The organism is Glaciimonas sp. GNP009 (assembly GCF_054343755.1).
Genome location: NZ_JBTGUV010000004.1, coordinates 439,600 through 456,362, shown reverse-complemented (window position 1 = coordinate 456,362; position 16,763 = coordinate 439,600). Strand labels below are relative to the sequence as shown.

The 16,763-nt window shown below is 50.8% G+C and carries 18 protein-coding genes; 12 read left to right on the top strand and 6 right to left on the bottom strand.

What is annotated here, in order from left to right:
• Positions 1-272 precede the first annotated feature (272 nt).
• The 6 genes from cysT (at position 273) to ACXX82_RS03075 (ending at position 5,643) form a co-directional block, all read left to right on the top strand.
• Entirely contained in the window at positions 273-1,148 is an 876-nt protein-coding gene (gene cysT, locus ACXX82_RS03100) for a sulfate ABC transporter permease subunit CysT (protein WP_458562399.1), read from the top strand.
• An 18-nt stretch (positions 1,149-1,166) separates the two neighbouring features.
• Positions 1,167-2,156, top strand: a complete 990-nt coding sequence (gene cysW, locus ACXX82_RS03095) for a sulfate ABC transporter permease subunit CysW (protein ID WP_458562398.1) — start codon at positions 1,167-1,169, stop codon at positions 2,154-2,156.
• A gap of 39 nt (positions 2,157-2,195) precedes the next feature.
• The gene (locus ACXX82_RS03090) at positions 2,196-3,284 is read left to right on the top strand and encodes a sulfate/molybdate ABC transporter ATP-binding protein (protein ID WP_458562397.1); all 1,089 of its coding nucleotides are present in this window, start codon (positions 2,196-2,198) and stop codon (positions 3,282-3,284) included.
• Positions 3,281-4,213, top strand: coding sequence for a CysB family HTH-type transcriptional regulator (locus ACXX82_RS03085; RefSeq protein WP_323506415.1), 933 nt, complete (start codon positions 3,281-3,283; stop codon positions 4,211-4,213). Before ACXX82_RS03090 ends, ACXX82_RS03085 begins: the two co-directional genes overlap by 4 nt.
• 234 nt (positions 4,214-4,447) lie before the next feature.
• Positions 4,448-5,086, top strand: a complete 639-nt coding sequence (locus ACXX82_RS03080; RefSeq protein ID WP_458562396.1) for a 3'-5' exonuclease — start codon at positions 4,448-4,450, stop codon at positions 5,084-5,086.
• Positions 5,087-5,160: 74 nt separating this feature from the next.
• Positions 5,161-5,643: a ProQ/FINO family protein gene (locus ACXX82_RS03075; protein ID WP_458562395.1), complete on the top strand. Its 483-nt coding sequence runs from the start codon at positions 5,161-5,163 to the stop codon at positions 5,641-5,643.
• 154 nt (positions 5,644-5,797) lie between these two features.
• Here ACXX82_RS03075 and ACXX82_RS03070 read toward each other — a convergent pair whose 3' ends face one another.
• From ACXX82_RS03070 to ACXX82_RS03055, 4 genes are all read right to left on the bottom strand, one after another.
• Complete coding sequence (locus tag ACXX82_RS03070; protein ID WP_458562394.1) at positions 5,798-6,445, bottom strand: DsbA family oxidoreductase; 648 nt, start codon at positions 6,443-6,445, stop codon at positions 5,798-5,800.
• Positions 6,446-6,749: 304 nt separating this feature from the next.
• Positions 6,750-7,079, bottom strand: a complete 330-nt coding sequence (locus ACXX82_RS03065) for a type II toxin-antitoxin system RelE/ParE family toxin (RefSeq protein WP_458562393.1) — start codon at positions 7,077-7,079, stop codon at positions 6,750-6,752.
• Positions 7,080-7,085: 6 nt separating this feature from the next.
• Positions 7,086-7,283 (bottom strand): hypothetical protein, encoded by a 198-nt coding sequence (locus ACXX82_RS03060; protein ID WP_458562392.1) that lies wholly within the window; start codon positions 7,281-7,283, stop codon positions 7,086-7,088.
• Positions 7,284-7,627: 344 nt separating this feature from the next.
• Positions 7,628-8,296, bottom strand: a complete 669-nt coding sequence (locus tag ACXX82_RS03055; RefSeq protein WP_458562391.1) for a DUF1439 domain-containing protein — start codon at positions 8,294-8,296, stop codon at positions 7,628-7,630.
• 328 nt (positions 8,297-8,624) lie between these two features.
• On the opposite strand from ACXX82_RS03055, the gene mnmH reads away from it, so the two are divergent.
• The 6 genes from mnmH (at position 8,625) to phnE (ending at position 14,545) form a co-directional block, all read left to right on the top strand.
• Positions 8,625-9,686, top strand: coding sequence for a tRNA 2-selenouridine(34) synthase MnmH (mnmH, locus tag ACXX82_RS03050; protein ID WP_458562390.1), 1,062 nt, complete (start codon positions 8,625-8,627; stop codon positions 9,684-9,686).
• Positions 9,687-9,854: 168 nt separating this feature from the next.
• Positions 9,855-10,901: a selenide, water dikinase SelD gene (gene selD, locus ACXX82_RS03045; RefSeq protein ID WP_458563953.1), complete on the top strand. Its 1,047-nt coding sequence runs from the start codon at positions 9,855-9,857 to the stop codon at positions 10,899-10,901.
• Positions 10,902-11,018: 117 nt separating this feature from the next.
• On the top strand, positions 11,019-11,897 hold the full coding sequence (locus tag ACXX82_RS03040) for a putative selenate ABC transporter substrate-binding protein (protein WP_458562389.1): 879 nt from the start codon (positions 11,019-11,021) through the stop codon (positions 11,895-11,897).
• A gap of 58 nt (positions 11,898-11,955) precedes the next feature.
• Positions 11,956-12,840: a phosphonate ABC transporter ATP-binding protein gene (locus ACXX82_RS03035; protein ID WP_458562388.1), complete on the top strand. Its 885-nt coding sequence runs from the start codon at positions 11,956-11,958 to the stop codon at positions 12,838-12,840.
• An 8-nt stretch (positions 12,841-12,848) separates the two neighbouring features.
• Positions 12,849-13,715 carry a PhnE/PtxC family ABC transporter permease gene (locus tag ACXX82_RS03030; RefSeq protein WP_458562387.1) on the top strand — a complete coding sequence of 289 codons (867 nt, stop codon included), beginning with the start codon at positions 12,849-12,851 and terminating at the stop codon, positions 13,713-13,715.
• A gap of 8 nt (positions 13,716-13,723) precedes the next feature.
• Complete coding sequence (phnE, locus tag ACXX82_RS03025) at positions 13,724-14,545, top strand: phosphonate ABC transporter, permease protein PhnE (protein ID WP_458562386.1); 822 nt, start codon at positions 13,724-13,726, stop codon at positions 14,543-14,545.
• Positions 14,546-14,663: 118 nt separating this feature from the next.
• On the opposite strand, the gene ACXX82_RS03020 is transcribed toward phnE, so the two are convergent.
• Positions 14,664-15,713, bottom strand: a complete 1,050-nt coding sequence (locus ACXX82_RS03020) for a quinone-dependent dihydroorotate dehydrogenase (protein ID WP_458562385.1) — start codon at positions 15,711-15,713, stop codon at positions 14,664-14,666.
• Between the two features lie 97 nt (positions 15,714-15,810).
• Positions 15,811-16,536: an arginyltransferase gene (locus ACXX82_RS03015; RefSeq protein ID WP_322239892.1), complete on the bottom strand. Its 726-nt coding sequence runs from the start codon at positions 16,534-16,536 to the stop codon at positions 15,811-15,813.
• Positions 16,537-16,763: the final 227 nt, after the last annotated feature.

Here is a 16,763-nt window from a genome sequence, read left to right as displayed (position 1 = left end):
ATTGCGCTAATAGTTGTCATTTTATTTTCATTTGCGCGCTCAACAGCGCTACGCATCGAACACGGCTTGTTATAAGCGCCACAATACCTACGATAAATCCTCCAGGCCGAGAATATTTCTCGCATCTACTCTTTATTCATTAAGCGTAATGACGCCCTCGCTTCGCTTATGCGGAATCAATCTATCTACATGCAAAAAAGTTCGTTCTCTTTATAATAATCAGGTGCGATTATCGACCTTCGTTAGCTGTATTTGTAATAAGGGAATTTTTTATGCTTGGTCAGGCCGCTTTATCGACACCGCATTCGGTGAAGTCTGCAACCCCATTTAGGGTTATGCCGGGATTTCGTTTGTCGCTCGGCTTTACGCTATTTTACTTAGCGTTGATTGTGTTGATTCCGCTATCGGCGGTGTTTCTCAAGACCTTCACCATGACGTGGGCCGATTTTGTCATTGCGGTAACGTCACCCCGCGTGATGGCGTCGTACCGGTTGACGTTTGGTCTGTCGTTGCTGGCCGCGTTGCTGAACGTTGTGTTCGGTGGCATCGTTGCCTGGGTCTTGGTGCGGTATTCATTTCCGGGCAAGAAGCTGATTGATGCGTTGGTCGATTTGCCGTTTGCATTGCCAACTGCGGTTGCCGGCATCGCGCTGACGGCGTTGTATTCCGCTAACGGCTGGTTTGGGCGCTATCTGGAACCGTTAGGAATTAAGGTCGCTTTCACGCCATTAGGGATATTGGTAGCGTTGACCTTTATTGGTTTGCCGTTTGTGGTGCGCACGGTGCAACCGGTACTGGAAGATGCGGAGCGGGAGTTGGAAGAGGCTGCCGCAAGCCTTGGTGCCAATAACTGGCAAACCTTTGTCCGCGTGATTTTTCCTACCGTATTACCGGCGTTGATGACTGGCTTTGCGTTGGCTTTCGCGCGTGCCACGGGCGAATACGGTTCTGTCATTTTTATCGCTGGCAACATGCCGATGGTCTCCGAAATCACGCCCTTATTTATCATCACAAAGTTAGAACAATATGACTATACAGGCGCCACCGCGATTGCGGTAGTGATGTTGACGGCGTCATTTTTGATGCTGCTGACGATTAATATTTTGCAAGCCTGGACCCGCAAGCGTGGTCAATCAGAAAAAGTTTAAGAGAAAGTTTTTGCCGCTATGAGTGCCATTCCATCCAACGACAATCTCACTTTGACTGCATCGCCAACTGCGTCCTTGAGCAAAGGTGCGGTGACGAGCTCGGTTACGTTACACGCCAAAGGTGAGCCGATCCATGTGCCTCACGCTACGCAAGAGCCGTTCTGGGTGCGGACCTTGCTGATCACAGTGGCGTTATTGTTTTTGACGTTTTTTTTAGTCGTTCCGCTAGTGTCCGTGTTTGTTGAGGCCTTCAAAAAAGGATGGGAGGCTTATATTGCCGCCATCATAGAACCGGATGCGGTCAGCGCCATCAAACTGACCTTGTTGACGGCGGCAATTGCCGTTCCACTAAATTTGGTATTTGGCGTCTCCGCATCGTGGGTCATCGCCAAGTTTGATTTTCGCGGTAAGAATATCTTGCTGACGTTGATCGATTTGCCGTTTTCAGTATCGCCAGTGATATCCGGTTTGATTTACGTATTGTTGTTTGGCGCGCAAGGTTGGTTTGGACCATGGTTGCGCGAGCATGACATCAAAATTTTGTTCGCGGTGCCCGGCATCGTCCTGGCGACCGTATTCGTGACTTTCCCCTTCGTAGCACGAGAATTGATTCCGCTGATGCAGGCGCAGGGAAGCGAAGAAGAAGAGGCCGCGCTGGTATTGGGCGCATCGGGCTGGAAGACTTTTTGGTACGTCACTTTACCGAACATCAAATGGGGTCTGTTGTACGGCGTGATTCTCTGTAACGCCCGGGCGATGGGAGAGTTTGGCGCAGTGTCTGTGGTGTCCGGTCATATCCGTGGCGAAACCAACACCATTCCTTTGCAAGTCGAAATTTTGTATAACGAATATAACTTTCAGGCAGCGTTCGCCGTGGCTTCATTGCTAGCATTTCTGGCATTGGTAACGCTGGCGCTCAAGTCGTTTATTGAATGGCGTTTGCGTGATGAAATTGGCGGTGAAAAGTCTACCAGCGTATCGGTCCAACCCGCAATTGCATCGCTGTAAATAAAACGCAAATGCAGACGCGACCATCAGGAGAATGTCATGGGCATTGAAGTAACGAATATCAATAAAAAGTTTGGTCAATTCACCGCACTGAATGACGTCTCTCTCCATTTTCCTACGGGAGAGTTGACTGCCTTGTTGGGACCATCCGGCTGCGGAAAGACCACGCTTCTGCGGATTATTGCCGGGCTTGAAGGACAGGATTCCGGACGCGTTTTATTGGATGGCGAGGATGCTTCGTCGCGCCATGTGCGCGAACGTCAGGTTGGTTTCGTGTTTCAGCATTACGCGTTATTCAAGCATATGACGGTGTTCGAAAATATCGCCTTTGGCCTTCGTGTCAAACCACGGGCGCAGCGGCCTTCCGAAAGTGTGATCCGCGAAAAAGTCACAAAACTACTCGAATTAGTGCAACTGGATTGGTTGGCGGATCGTTTTCCCCCGCAATTGTCAGGCGGTCAGCGTCAACGGATTGCCTTGGCACGCGCTCTGGCGGTTGAGCCGCGGGTGTTGTTGCTGGACGAGCCTTTTGGTGCGCTGGATGCCAAGGTGCGTAAAGAGTTGCGCCGTTGGTTGCGGCGTCTACATGATGAATTGCATGTGACCAGTATTTTTGTGACCCACGATCAGGAAGAGGCGCTGGAAGTGGCCGATCAGATCGTGCTGATGAACAAAGGGCAGGTGGAACAAATCGGTTCACCGCAAGAGGTCTACGAACATCCTGCCTCGCCGTTTGTGTATGGCTTTTTGGGTAACGTCAACCTGTTCCATGGCCGCATCAACCAAGGTGTGCTGGATACCGGTGGAGTGCGTTTCGATGCACCGAATCATGAGGAGGCAGAAGATGTCGCCGGAATCGGCTATGTTCGGCCTCATGATCTTGATATTGACCGCTACACGACGGGGGCAGAAGGCATTGTGGTAAAGCTGAAACGGGCGCACGCGATTGGGCCATTGGCGCAATTAGAGTTGGAACGCGATGACAACGCAGGGCTGATCGAAGCAGTTATTTCCTCAGATCGCTTCAAGCGGCTTGATTTAAAAGAGGGTGAAATATTAGTGGTACGTCCGCGTCGTTTGCACGTCTTTGCGGACCAACCATCTCACAACAACCAGGATGCAAGATGAATTTTCAACAATTAAGATCGATCCGGGAGGCGGCACGTTGCGGCTTCAACTTGACGGAAGTCGCTAACGTTCTGTTCACCTCACAACCTGGCGTCAGTCGCCAGATTCGTGAACTGGAAGAAGAGCTGGGCGTCGATATTTTTGTACGCAATGGTAAGCGATTGATCGGGTTGACCGATCCCGGTAAAGGCATTTTGCAGATCGTCGAAAAGCTCTTGCAAGAAGCTGAGAATCTTCGTCAGGCCAGCAAGGAATACTCGGGTGAAACGACCGGCACTCTGACCATTGCCGCAACTCATACGCAGGCGCGCTACGCATTACCACGCGTGGTGCAAGGCTTTCGTGCGCGTTTTCCTGATGTACGCATTGCGTTGCAACAAAGTTCACCGGAGCACATTGCGGATTGGGTCATTTCAGGCAAAGCTGACGTGGGCATTGCGACGGAAGGTTTGTCACAATTTAAGGAACTGATTTCTTTCCCATGTTACGAGTGGAGTCACGTGGTCGTGGTGCCACAACATCATCCCTTATTATTGGTTGAGCGCCCAATCAGTCTTAGCGATCTGGCGGCATATCCATTGATTACTTACGATGTGGGTTTTACCGGAAGGGGACATATTGACGCGGCGTTCCGTGCCGCTGGAATTAATCCCGACATTGTGTTGACGGCGATGGATTCCGATGTGATCCAGCAATATGTGTCGTTGGAGTTGGGCGTTGGGATTGTGGCTGCCATGGCGTCCGAACATACCCGTCAAAACGGGTTGCAAACTTTGGAAGTGTCACATTTATTTGCATCTAATGTGACGCGGCTAGCGGTCCGACGCGGCGCTTATTTGCGGTCATACACGATGGATTTTATTTTGCAGTTCGCGCCACAATTAAAGCGGGCGGATATTATCGAGGCGCTACAAGCTGAGACGCATTGATTAGGCGAATATATAAATGCTGAGTGGTAAGGTGTGGTTGGGGTTAAGCGGCCACACCAAGATGTGGGTATTCGTTAGTTAAAAAGTAATTTTTTGCTGTATATTTCTATTTTGATAATTTAATTTTATTCATGCGTCTGCTTGTGCGGTCACTATTGCAAGGGCGCTTCGGCGGTGTTCGATAACGTCGGACGTATAATTGAACCAAGTAAACTAAAACTAGAAATTTTACGCATGTCAAATGATGATGCATTAACGATTAACCCGATGACAGAAGACGGTGCAGCGTTGCTTGCTGTACTTCCTGTTCTGCCTGTCTACGAAGGAATTGTTCTTTCGGACGTGCGGGTTATTCAGTCTTCAGCAGACGCGGTGCAAGCACTTGCCGTGATGATGGCGACTGATGTGATCGGATTTGATACTGAGTCCAAACCGACCTTTAATAAGGGCGAGTTGTCAGATGGACCACATTTGATTCAGTTGGCCGCAAACGACGTTGTTTTCTTATTTCCGATAGGCCGCGGCGGTGTGCCTCCCTCTTTTCGGGCAGCGTTGAAAGCCATACTTGAATCGCCTGAAATAATGAAGGTAGGATTTGGGCTGAGAGATGATGTTAAGCGTTTGCAGCAAAAGTTGGGAATAGAGTCGGCTCATACGCTGGATTTATCCCGCGCATTGCGGCAAGATAGCCGCAATGATGTTGGTGCCAAAACTGCGGTGGCGCGATTTTTTGGTCAGCGTTTAAGAAAATCCAAGAAGACGTCTACCAGTAATTGGGCCAATTCACCTCTTACCGAGCGCCAGATTTTGTATGCTGCTGATGATGCACAGGTTGCCCTACGGATATATCGACTGTGGCAAAAAAGCAGCTGAAATCGAATGAAAGTGCTTCTCCGTGATATGCTTCACCGCTTGAAATTATAAATGTCTTTTTGCTTTCAGAAAATATGCCAAGTCCTACTTCAAGTCCAGTTCCTAGTATTTCCCCTGATCCAGTTGTTCCTGCCACGCTTGCTCCGGCCCAAAATGCCCGTATTTTGCTTAAGGAATTGCAAGAAAAATTCGCTGCTTTCCGCGAATATATGCCGTTGGCGATTGGTATCGACAAGCAACTGATTGCACGCTGTCCCGAACTCAATCGCAAGGTAATGCGGATGGCTTTGGGGATGCACGTGAATTCATTGCGTTATCTCAAGGGGATGGAAAAAGCGACGGTCAGATTTGATCTGGACGGCAAACCTTCAGACGACGTAACGGACGTCCATCGGACGCATGCTTCCGAGATTTTGCGGGAACGTTTCAAGAAAAATGCTGATCACCGCAAAGCCCAACGCGTCGCAGAAGAAGCGGCCCGTGTGGCTGAGGCCGAAGCGCTTGCGCGTGCCGAGAAGCTAAACCAGTTGACCGCGAAGTTTTCACGCAAGGGCTGATTGCTCCCGCTGTCTGGTTGATCGAATGCCAGACTGATGGGAAGTGTTGTTCGGCATGCCCATGCGTGAACGGTGCTCATCACGATGTTCGATTTGGCACCGATTCGGACAACGATCTCATGCCATCAACGTGATGGCATGTAAAAAAGTGACGTCAGGCGGCAACAGCGATCTCTCGCAATACGCGTTCGAATTCGTCTGCCGGTTGGCCTCCTTGAATCAAGAAGCGATCATTGATAATGACGGCCGGTACGGAGTGGATGCCATTATCAAGATAGAGTCGTTCTTGCGCCTGTACCTCTGTAGCAAACGTATCTGACGATAGAATCTCTCTGGCTTTATCGCCATCCAATCCCACTGTTTCGGCCAGCGCTATCAAAACCTGATGGTCGCCTGGATTTTTGCCATCGGTAAAATACGCGGTGAATAAAGCGCGCTTAAGCGCCATTTGCTTGCCTTCCAACTCGGCCCAGTGTAGCAAGCGATGCGCATCGAAAGTGTTATAGATGCGGCTCCGTTTATCCATGTTAAAAACAAAGCCGCCTTGTGCGCCGCGCTCGCGGATCATGTTGGCGCTTTGCTCGCGCTGTTCCGGCGTTGAGCCGTACTTTTCGGTGAGATGTTCATTGATATCCTGCCCTTGCGCTGGCATTTTCGGATTCAGTTCGAAAGGCTGGAAATGAATATCGACAGCGATTTCATCACCTATCCTGGTGATCGCTTCCTGTAAAGAATTCAAACCAATCACGCACCAAGGGCATGAAACGTCGGAAACAAAATCTATCTTGATTGGTGTTGTCATTTGATATCTCTTCATTTGGTAAGTAACGTGCTGTACCCGTTTTCTTTGCGGGTGCGTTAATTATGGGTGAATTCGGCCGCGCCCGCTTTTCCCGGTGGGTTTTGTACTCCCTTTTCATTACGTTGCCGGCGTAGCAAAATGGCGTTGGTACGCGGTCTTGCGGGGTGGCACGCGATTAATCAGAATTCATCAACGATGCGACAGAGTCCATTGTTTGCGCTGAAGCGCGTATTAACGTTCCGCAAGTGATGTAGTGGCGAATTTTGCGAACGTCAAAACGCGCCTATGAGCTTCCTTGTTTGGATTAGCTGCCGCGTTTGACTTGTTCGAGCAGCGACGGCGTAACATTCCGACGTTCGTGATCTACGGCGAGGACACGCAAAACATCGCCGTCCTCGATATAGAACAGGCGAAATGGGAATCGATGCAGCGACCAAGTGCGGATTTCGGCTTCGGAAAGCCGATAGGGAAAGCGCAGAGAGACTACGTCGGGATTCTCGGCGAGAAACCGGCAGGCATCCCGGAACTCGTCACGAAAGCGGCCAGCGATGGCAGGCGATGCTTCCTTGACGTAGTAGCGGGTCACGTCCTTGACTTGCAATTTGGCAAAAGGGGTGATTTCGAGGCGAAGCAAGGGCGGTTAGTGTTGAGAGACGATAGCGTCGAGTTCGACAAAAAATGCGTTATCTGTTGGAAGCGCCGGACCGCTCGACATTCCTTCCAGCATCAAGGCCAGCACGCGCCAGTCTTCCTCGTTTCGCGGACCGTAGCTTTCCGGTACGTCAGGAATGGGATCGAGTTCGACCGGATTAATGGTCGTAAGATTGAATGCTTGCATGCATTTAATTATACGGCCAACCTGCAGAAAACCAAATCGCAGTCGGTATGCGTGCATGTGTGGACTGAGCGGTAGCGCGACCCCAATCCCGATTTAGCCTATTTCACATAGATAGCGCTAGCGATACGACGCCAATGCTAAATATTGCTGATACCGAAACGTTGCTGCGATTTGCATTGACGTCAGTTCAGATGCTGGCGCACATTGCGGAGATGCGCATCGACAAGCCAGGTGGCCGCGCTAGCAAGCTAATGGAGTATTGGCTTAAGGACCGGAGTCCGGCAGAATACCGGACTCTACCCGATCGCAAATTATTTGCTAAGGCCGTCGCTTTGCAGGCTGCGTTAGGTTTCTCTAACCTGAACGACGATGCCGTCTGTTTGCATGGTGATAGCGCCAGGTTCAAATGTTTTTTGCCCGATCCGCAATTCGTCCGGTTTGAACGTGTAAATGGGATAATTGTTCAAAACCTGTTCTGCCACGACTGCGCCGATGGCGTTGAGTTGTTGCTCATATTGCGCACCGATACCGCCCACATTCACGTTATCAACGCGTGGTGCATCTAGCCGTATGGCTTTGGTTGGCGAATCATATTTAAGGCGACTACTGAGTGTGATGGTGCCGTTTAACGGTGCAAGCAGCAAAAAATTGCTTGTGACTTTCAAATTTAGTAACGTAATAATGCGGTTCTCTGCCACGTTTATCGTCAAGTGTGGCTTGCTTAGATAAACTTCAAATACTTGTGCGTATTGTAATGTTTTCGGGAATTGTTGCTCAATAGCCCTTTGCAAAATAGGTAAAGGCAAGGTGTATTCATTCGTCCATACGTTATAGGCGGCGTTTGCTTTTTGCGAGACGATCATGCCAATCACTGTTCCGGTTCCGGCGATAGCGGTTGTCACCATCATTTTTATCAAGTTACGTCGCTTTACTTGCATGTGGTTGTCGCTTTCAGGGGGTGGCGCAAGGGGATTGTGGGCGTCGTGGTTTAATGTGGCTAGTGTAATAGACATTCTGCGTGGTCGGGTGTTCCGGGGCGCATCATTTCGTTAACTACATGACCACCATCGGGTGATTTCTCTCAAGCGGGTGCGCTGGGAAACTGTATACTGTTTGCACCAGGCAAGTGAAGCAAAGGAAACGGATAATGTCTCTATTCCGGGAGTCTGCAGGATTGGGCCCTTTACTATGACCCTTTGCTATGGCGCTGATTTATTAGCAGCCTTAACGGCTGATGTAATAGTTGATGTAATAGCTTAATTTTTTGATATTTTTTGTCCAGAACCAGACCATGCCAGATAATCGCCGCCCAAAAACGTTACGTCATAAAAAAATCGCAGCATGAAGTATCCAGCCCTTCTGCCGTTTGCAGACATCCTCCCGCAGTTAAGTGATTTTGATGCCATTATTGATGCACGAAGCCCGTCCGAATTTGCCGAAGACCATATTCCCGGAGCCATAAATTGCCCCGTGCTGGATGACGCGCAAAGGGTGCGCGTTGGTACCATGTACAAGCAGGTTAATACCTTTGAGGCCAAAAAGTTGGGCGCGATGCTGATCGCCAGAAATATCGCCGATCACATCGAGGCTTTGTTCATCGATAAACCGAAGGACTGGAAGCCGCTGATTTATTGCTGGCGTGGCGGTAACAGAAGTGGGGCAATGTCTCACATACTGGCAAAAATCGGTTGGCCTGTGATTCAGTTAGACGGTGGGTACAAAGAATACCGTCGGCACGTGAGTGCGACCTTGGCCGAACATGCTGCGCGCCTATCTTATACCGTGGTGTGTGGGCCAACGGGAAGTGGTAAAAGTCGCTTATTACAAGTCTTGGCCACCCAAGGTGCGCAGGTTCTTGATCTGGAGCAACTTGCCGCGCATCGTGGTTCCGTTCTGGGAAATTTGCCGACAACACCGCAACCATCGCAAAAAGCGTTTGAAAGTAGCATCTGGAATCTGTTGCGCCATTTTGATCCGGCGCTTCCGGTGTTCGTTGAGTCGGAAAGCAAAAAAGTCGGTAATTTGCGCGTTCCGGATGCCTTAATGGCAAAAATCCGCGGATCGCGCTGCATTGCACTCGGGCTAGCGCATGCAGACCGGGTTAAGTTGCTGATGGACGACTATCTGCATTTTGTGACTGATCCCGCGTTATTGAACACGCAGCTTAGTTGCCTGACCGCGCTACATGGCCGCGAGACGATTGGTCGCTGGCAAAAAATGGCGGTGGATGGTCATATGCACGAACTGGTCGAGGAATTATTGGTAAAGCATTATGATCCGGCTTATTTGCAGTCAATCAAACGTAATTTCGGTCAGTTCGGTGAGGCGAATGTGCTTGAGTTGCCGGATATTTCCGATGAAGCATTTTTGAGCGCGGCACAAACGCTGCACCGCCGCGCCTGATTGCCTGGGTTATTACACTAATTTGCGAGCAAAAATTAAGTATCAATAGCTAAAATTAGCGCAAACAACGTATTTTTCAAAAGATAGATAACTTACCGCAGGATTACTATGAACGAGAATATCGTAGATAGCGCTGTTTCAGGCCTTCCAACCGCTGCTTCACTGACAATCAAGCCGACCATCAAACTCACCTCTTTCTCTCACGGTGGCGGCTGTGGTTGCAAGATTGCGCCGGGCGTTCTCGCCGAGATACTGAAAAATTCAACTGGCTTTGCGGTGCCGAAGGAGCTAATGGTCGGGATCGAAACCGCCGATGATGCCGCCGTCTATAAATTAAATGACGAACAAGCGCTGATCGCCACCACCGATTTTTTTATGCCAATAGTCGACGATCCTTACGATTTCGGACGTATCGCCGCCACTAACGCGATTTCAGACGTCTATGCGATGGGCGGCACACCGATCATGGCGTTGGCATTGGTCGGTATGCCGATCGATAAGTTGCCGATTGAAGTGATCGGCAAAATTCTCAAGGGTGGCGAATCAATTTGTGCTGAAGCCGGTATCCCGATTGCTGGCGGTCATACGATTGATTCGGTCGAACCGATTTATGGTCTGGTGGTGCTTGGTCTGGTGCATCCCTCGAAGGTCAAGCGCAATGCGGGTGCCAAAGCGGGCGACAAGATTATTTTAGGCAAACCGATTGGGGTCGGCATTCTGTCGGCAGCGCTGAAAAAAGACGCATTGGATGCGCAGGGCTACGCGGCACTGATAGAGAACACCACCAAGCTTAATAAGCCGGGTAAACTGTTGTCCGAACTGGACGGTGTCCACGCGCTGACTGATGTGACCGGTTTTGGTTTGTTGGGCCACTTGCTGGAATTGGCACGTGCCGCCAAGCTTACCGCAACGCTGAATATGCATCAGATTCCGTTGTTGCCTGACGTGCATCAATTGGCAGAGCAAGGCTATATCACGGGCGCATCGGGACGTAACTGGGATGGTTATGGTCACGAAGTCACGTTAGGAAATGGCATTAGTGCCGTGCAAAAAGCACTATTATCAGATCCGCAAACATCGGGTGGATTGCTGGTTTCTTGTGCGCCGGATGCGGTCGATGCGGTGTTGGAACTGTTTCAGCGTGAAGGGTTTGGCGATGCCGCTGTCGTGGGCGAGATGCAAGCGGGAGTTGCTGGCATTCATGTATTGGCCTGAGAGCGTTTTTCGAATGTTCGGGCTAAGTAAGGTGTACTACAGTTCCAGCGTCAACCAAGCAATTGTCCTGAAAAACGTACTAACCGATTAATCAATCAAATAAACTAAGGCCGCACGATGATCCGACTTTCTTCTTTGCTGAATATGAAATCGCTATTCGCAACCCTGGCAGCAGTAATTTCTCTGAGCGCTACGGGTTTGGTTTATGCGCAACAGGTTTTACGCGTGTCGGCGATTCCGGACGAGGCACCAACCGAATTGCAGCGCAAGTTTAAACCGCTCGGGGCTTATCTTGAGAAAAAACTGAACATGAAAGTTGAGTTCACTCCGGTGACTGACTACGCAGCGTCGGTCGAAGGTTTGATTAATAATAAACTCGATATGGTCTGGTTTGGCGGTTTCACCTTCGTGCAGGCAAATGCCCGCAGTGGCGGCAAAGTGATTCCTATCGTACAGCGTGAAGAGGATCAAAAATTTCAGTCCGTATTTGTGACGACAAATAAGTCGATCACTAAACTGGAGGATTTGAAGGGTAAGAATTTCACCTTCGGTTCGGAGTCGTCCACGTCTGGTCATTTGATGCCGCGCTTCTATTTGCTTGCTGCACATATCAATCCTGATGTTGATATGAAGCGCATTGCCTTTTCTGGCGCTCACGATGCCACTGTTGCTGCGGTCGCTGGCGGAAAAGTCGATGCAGGCGCGTTAAATATTTCAGTATGGGAAAAACTGGTTTCGGAAGGTAAAGTTGACCCAAAAGTGGTCCGTGTGTTTTATACCACGCCGGGATATTACGACTATAACTGGAGTGTGCGCTCAGACATGAATCCGGTAGTACGTCAAAAATTGACCGATGCGTTTTTGGCGTTGAATAAAGATAATCCACAAGACAAAGAAATTCTGGATTTGCAGCGCACCACACGTTTTATACCAACCAAAGCGGAAAATTACACTTCTATCGAATCTGCTGCTCGTAACGCAGGCTTGCTGAAGTAAAAATCCAAGCTGTCACCGTGGGACTGCATTTTAATTTTTCCGGTTTAATTTTTTCAGTATGATACTTTCCTTCACCAATATGTCCGTCCGTCACCCAAGCGCCACTGATGCTGGGTTGGCTTTGCGCGACTTGAGTTTGTCCGTTGATCAGGGTGAGCAAATCGCGCTGATCGGACCGTCCGGAGCGGGTAAGACGACGTTGCTGCACACGTTGGCATGTGCACTGAAACCGGATCAGGGCAGTTTTACATTATTTGGCCATGATCCATGGCGCTTAAGCAGCGCCGCCCGTCACGCCATGCGCACCCGACTTTTTTTGGCACCCCAAACACCACCATTGCCGCCGCGCCAACGCGTGGTAAGTGCGGTATTAGCGGGATTGTTGCCGCAATGGAGTGTGTGGCAAGCGATCCGGTCATTAGTGAAGCCGGTCGACCCAGTTGCTGCGTTCAACGCTCTGGCGCGCGTCAATCTCCAGGATAAATTATATGCCCGTGTTGACCGCTTGTCGGGCGGTGAGCGGCAACGTTGTGGGATCGCGCGGCTGCTGATTAGTCGCGCTGATTTATTTTTGGTCGATGAGCCGCTATCCGCGTTAGATCCTATTCTGTCGTTGCAAACACTGGCGGTACTCCAGCAGGAAGCCACTGCGCGTGGTGCAACGCTGCTATGTAGTCTGCATCAGGTGGCATTGGCGCGTGCGCATTTTCCGCGGATTATCGGTCTGCGAGATGGGCGTATCGTATTCGACGCCGCACGCGATGAGGTTACCGACGCGATGATTGACGCGCTGTATCAGAGCCGGGGACAGAGCCATGGATTCGGCAATGTTATCCAGAGCGCCACGGGAGCCGATCCCGATATGGATTCGGCGCAGCGGGATCATCAGTCGCCACCGGCTGTGCCAGCGCTGATACCGGCCGCCCTCACTCCACGTTGTTGATGCCGGTCATGCGCACACCACCAGCTATCGCGATCCAGCCCAAACGCGATCAACATCTTGATCAATACCGAGATCCCGCCTGGCGGGGTCGGGTCGTGGTCACGATCATTGCTCTTTTGCTGTTGTGGCCAATGTTGCAGCTCAGCGAATTTAAGCCGTGGACCTTGTTTGACACGCAAAGCTTAAGCGCAACGGGGAAATTTCTGGCGAGTTTTGTACCACCCGCGCACTCGTTATCGTTTTTAAAAATGGTTGCGGCCGCGACGTGGGAAACCGTCGCCATGGCAACCGTTGGTATGACTTTGGCGATGGTGGTGGCGATACCGATGACGATTGTGGTCACATCACATTTATCCCTGTCGCGGATAGGTACGGGGCGCATGGGTTTGCTGGCGCAGTCATCCCGACAAATCGTCCGTTGGTTGCTGGTGTTGTTGCGCAGCGTACCTGAACTGGTATGGGCGTTATTGTTGGTGCGGATTGTTGGTCTGGGACCCACCGCTGGCGTGATCGCGATTGCGCTGACGTATTGCGGAATGCTAGGAAAAGTCTACGCAGAAATCCTGGAGTCATCCGATTCGCACGCATCCGATACGTTGCTTAAAAACGGTAGTGGACGGCTGGCCGCACTATTGCATGGTGCGCTACCAGAGTCGGCGGCCGAACTCGTGAGTTATACCGTTTATCGTTGGGAATGCGCGATACGTGGCTCCGTGGTGATGGGTTTTGTCGGTGCTGGCGGTCTCGGCCAGCGAATGGATGAATCGATGAAAATGATGGCCGGTGCGGAATTGTCGACGATGTTGCTGGTGTTTGTGTTGTTGGTCGCAGGCGCTGACGCGGTGAGCAAAATGTTGCGCGGGAGGCTTGAGTGAGAAGGACGATGCACAACTCTGACGCTTCTCCCTTGTCTGTACTCGCTGGGTTACCGAAAGCACCGCGCTGGCGTTTTTCGACGGTGGCGTTGTTGAGCTGTTTGCTGGCGCTGGTGATTGCAAGCTTTCTTTCGCTTTCCTTAACGTGGAGCGCCTTTTTTACACAAGAAGCGGTGCGAACGACGGGTGAGTTTTTGCATGGTTTTGCGCCGCCGGAATTATCTACGCCATTTTTGCTTAAGATTGCGGTAGGTACGGCAGAAACGCTGTCAATGTCGGCACTCGGTACGATTCTGGCGGCGATGGCCGGTGTCGCGCTTGGCTTGGTGGCGAGTGGTCGTTTCGGTGGCACTGCACGCGCCGCAACCCGTACGCTGTTGAACGTTTTGCGGTCAATCCCGGAACTAGTCTGGGCTTCCATTCTTTTGATCTCGGCAGGATTGGGGCCATTCGCCGGAACGCTGGCGCTGGCGGCGCATACTTCAGGCGTCCTTGGTCGCCTGTTTGCCGATGCGTATGAAAATACGTCGTCGCTGCCCGAGGCCACTTTGCGCATCAACGGCGTGCGAGCTATCCCGGCATTTTTATACGCAACGATGCCCCAAACCTTGCCGCAAATGATGTCATACACGCTGTACCGATGGGAAAATAATATCCGGGCGGCGGCTATATTGGGGGTCGTGGGCGCAGGCGGTTTAGGCCAAATGTTGAAATATCATCTGTCGCTGTTTCAGATGCCGCAAGCGGCTAGCGTGATTGTTGCCATGCTAGCGATGGTCGCCGCTGTCGATGGACTCAGTTTTATGCTACGGCGAGCCATGACGCGATAACGCAATTGCGCCATGGTTGCAGCGGTTGAATATGCGGTTCGAGGTCAGGAAGAATTGGTCATTTCGCTTCGCACGTAACTTTATAACTCACTTTGAGACGAGTTGACCAACGCATTTTTCAATTTATCCCGTTTTTCCTAAGTGCGTTTGCGCACTCCCGAACCAAAGACGGACCGCGATAAATCAGTCCACTATATAGCTGTATTAGCGCTGCGCCAGCCGCCATTTTGGTCTGCGCATCGGCACCGCTCAAAATTCCACCCACACCAATAATCGGGATCGCATCACCCAACTCAGCACGCAGTTGGCGCACGACGGTGTTGGATAATTCAAACACTGGCGCACCTGATAGACCACCAGCTTCATTCTCATGAGGAAGTCCTTTGACTGCATCACGCGTGATAGTGGTATTGGTCGCGATGACGCCGTCCATTTTGTGGCGCAACAACGCATCTGCGATGGTTTTAACTTGTTCTGCGTCGATATCCGGGGCAATTTTTAATACGACGGGTACATAACGTTTGTGCTGATCTGCCAGCTTCTGCTGCGCATGCTTGAGTTGTGACAAGAGTGCGTCGAGTTCTGATGCGCCTTGTAATTGACGCAGGTTTTTGGTGTTCGGGGACGAGATATTGACCGTGACATAGGTTGCGTACGGATAGACTTTTTCCAGGCAAAAAAGGTAATCGTCTGCGGCATTTTCAATTGGCGTGGAGGCATTTTTGCCGATGTTTAACCCGAGCACACCAGTACGTTCCTGATAAAACTTCGACGATTGCACGTTTTTGATAAATGCATCGACGCCACCGTTGTTGAAGCCCATGCGATTGATGAGGGCGTTGGCAGCGGGGAGTCGAAACATGCGTGGTCGCGGGTTGCCTGGCTGGGCTTTTGGCGTCACAGTGCCGATTTCAATCGAACCGAATCCCAGCGCAGCCAGGCCGTCAATCGTAGATCCATCTTTATCCAGTCCGGCGGCCAGTCCGATCGGGTTGGGAAAGGTTATTCCCATGACGATGCGCGGATCTCGGGCTGGTTTTGGTAATAGTGCTGTAAGTCCCATTGACTGAGCACGACGTAAACCTGCCATGGTCAGATGATGGGCGGCTTCTGGATCGAGTGAGAATAGGGCGGGGCGGGCAAGGTTGTACAGGAGTTTGGAAGGCACGGTAGGCTGAGCGGTAACGGTTGTATAGAACTGGTTGGTGGGCCGGCAATAAGACAAGGGAATGGTCCCATTTTTTAGTTTACGTCGGCGAATTTCACTATTCTAACGTACCCCATTCATTTTCCCTTAACGCTTCCAGTGGTCGGAAGTTTATTTTGTATGCCATTTTAAGGCTATCTTTGATCCAATAGCCAAGATAGACATACGCCATGTCGAGTTGTTGCGCCTGTTTGATCTGCCATAAAATACTGTAAGTACCAAAGGATGCACCGATCACGTCTGGGTCATAAAACGTGTAGACCGAAGATAGTCCGTCATTAAGCACGTCAATGATGCTGATCATTCGTAACGTGCCGTCTGGTTCGCGAAACTCGACCAAACGGGTATTGACCTTACTTTGCAGCAAAAATTGCGCGTATTGATCCCGACTGTCCTGATCCATACCACCACCTGCGTGACGTGAAATTTGATAACGTAAATAGAGTTCGTAGTGCTCATGTACGTAAGCAAGATTGGTGACTAAGCCGGTCAACTGACGATGTTTCTCCCAAGCTCGGCGCTGACTGCGATTAGGGATGAACGCGTTGACCAGTGTGCGCACAGGCGTGCAGGCATGGCAGCCATCGCAACAAGGTCGATAGGTGAAAATGCCGCTGCGTCGAAAGCCATTTTTGACTAGTTCGGAATAGACATCGGCATTGATCAGGTGCGACGGCGTCGCTACCAGTGAGCGTGCCTGGCGCCCATCCAGATAGCTACAAGCGTACGGTGCCGTTGCGTAAAATTGGAGGGTTGAAAATGGGAGATCTTTTAAGTGCGTCATGTACCTATTCCTGACCGGTTCAATAGTTCGGACTTTCGCAAACCGCTCCGGCAACGTTGAGCTTTCCTAGCCGTCTATGCGGCCCGATACTAACGTACTGTGTTTTTCCGGAGAGGATACAAACCCGTTGTCGGGATCATTTTGCGTATTTCCTATAGCTGTAATTTACACCGTAAGCGCAATGTCGTGTTGGTGGCGCGCTCCTGGCACCAACCCGAAAACTGCAA

Excerpts from the sequence above, each read along its gene's own strand:
- ACXX82_RS03030 (WP_458562387.1), top strand. The coding sequence starts at position 12,849 with ATGCGCACACCACCAGCTATCGCGATCCAGCCCAAACGCGATCAACAT.
- phnE (WP_458562386.1), top strand. The coding sequence starts at position 13,724 with ATGCACAACTCTGACGCTTCTCCCTTGTCTGTACTCGCTGGGTTACCG.
- ACXX82_RS03080 (WP_458562396.1), top strand. The coding sequence starts at position 4,448 with ATGTCAAATGATGATGCATTAACGATTAACCCGATGACAGAAGACGGT.
- ACXX82_RS03055 (WP_458562391.1), bottom strand. The coding sequence starts at position 8,296 with ATGTCTATTACACTAGCCACATTAAACCACGACGCCCACAATCCCCTT.
- ACXX82_RS03090 (WP_458562397.1), top strand. The coding sequence starts at position 2,196 with ATGGGCATTGAAGTAACGAATATCAATAAAAAGTTTGGTCAATTCACC.
- mnmH (WP_458562390.1), top strand. The coding sequence starts at position 8,625 with ATGAAGTATCCAGCCCTTCTGCCGTTTGCAGACATCCTCCCGCAGTTA.
- cysT (WP_458562399.1), top strand. The coding sequence starts at position 273 with ATGCTTGGTCAGGCCGCTTTATCGACACCGCATTCGGTGAAGTCTGCA.
- ACXX82_RS03060 (WP_458562392.1), bottom strand. The coding sequence starts at position 7,283 with ATGCAAGCATTCAATCTTACGACCATTAATCCGGTCGAACTCGATCCC.
- ACXX82_RS03015 (WP_322239892.1), bottom strand. The coding sequence starts at position 16,536 with ATGACGCACTTAAAAGATCTCCCATTTTCAACCCTCCAATTTTACGCA.
- ACXX82_RS03070 (WP_458562394.1), bottom strand. The coding sequence starts at position 6,445 with ATGACAACACCAATCAAGATAGATTTTGTTTCCGACGTTTCATGCCCT.
- ACXX82_RS03085 (WP_323506415.1), top strand. The coding sequence starts at position 3,281 with ATGAATTTTCAACAATTAAGATCGATCCGGGAGGCGGCACGTTGCGGC.
- ACXX82_RS03075 (WP_458562395.1), top strand. The coding sequence starts at position 5,161 with ATGCCAAGTCCTACTTCAAGTCCAGTTCCTAGTATTTCCCCTGATCCA.
- ACXX82_RS03040 (WP_458562389.1), top strand. The coding sequence starts at position 11,019 with ATGATCCGACTTTCTTCTTTGCTGAATATGAAATCGCTATTCGCAACC.
- ACXX82_RS03035 (WP_458562388.1), top strand. The coding sequence starts at position 11,956 with ATGATACTTTCCTTCACCAATATGTCCGTCCGTCACCCAAGCGCCACT.
- cysW (WP_458562398.1), top strand. The coding sequence starts at position 1,167 with ATGAGTGCCATTCCATCCAACGACAATCTCACTTTGACTGCATCGCCA.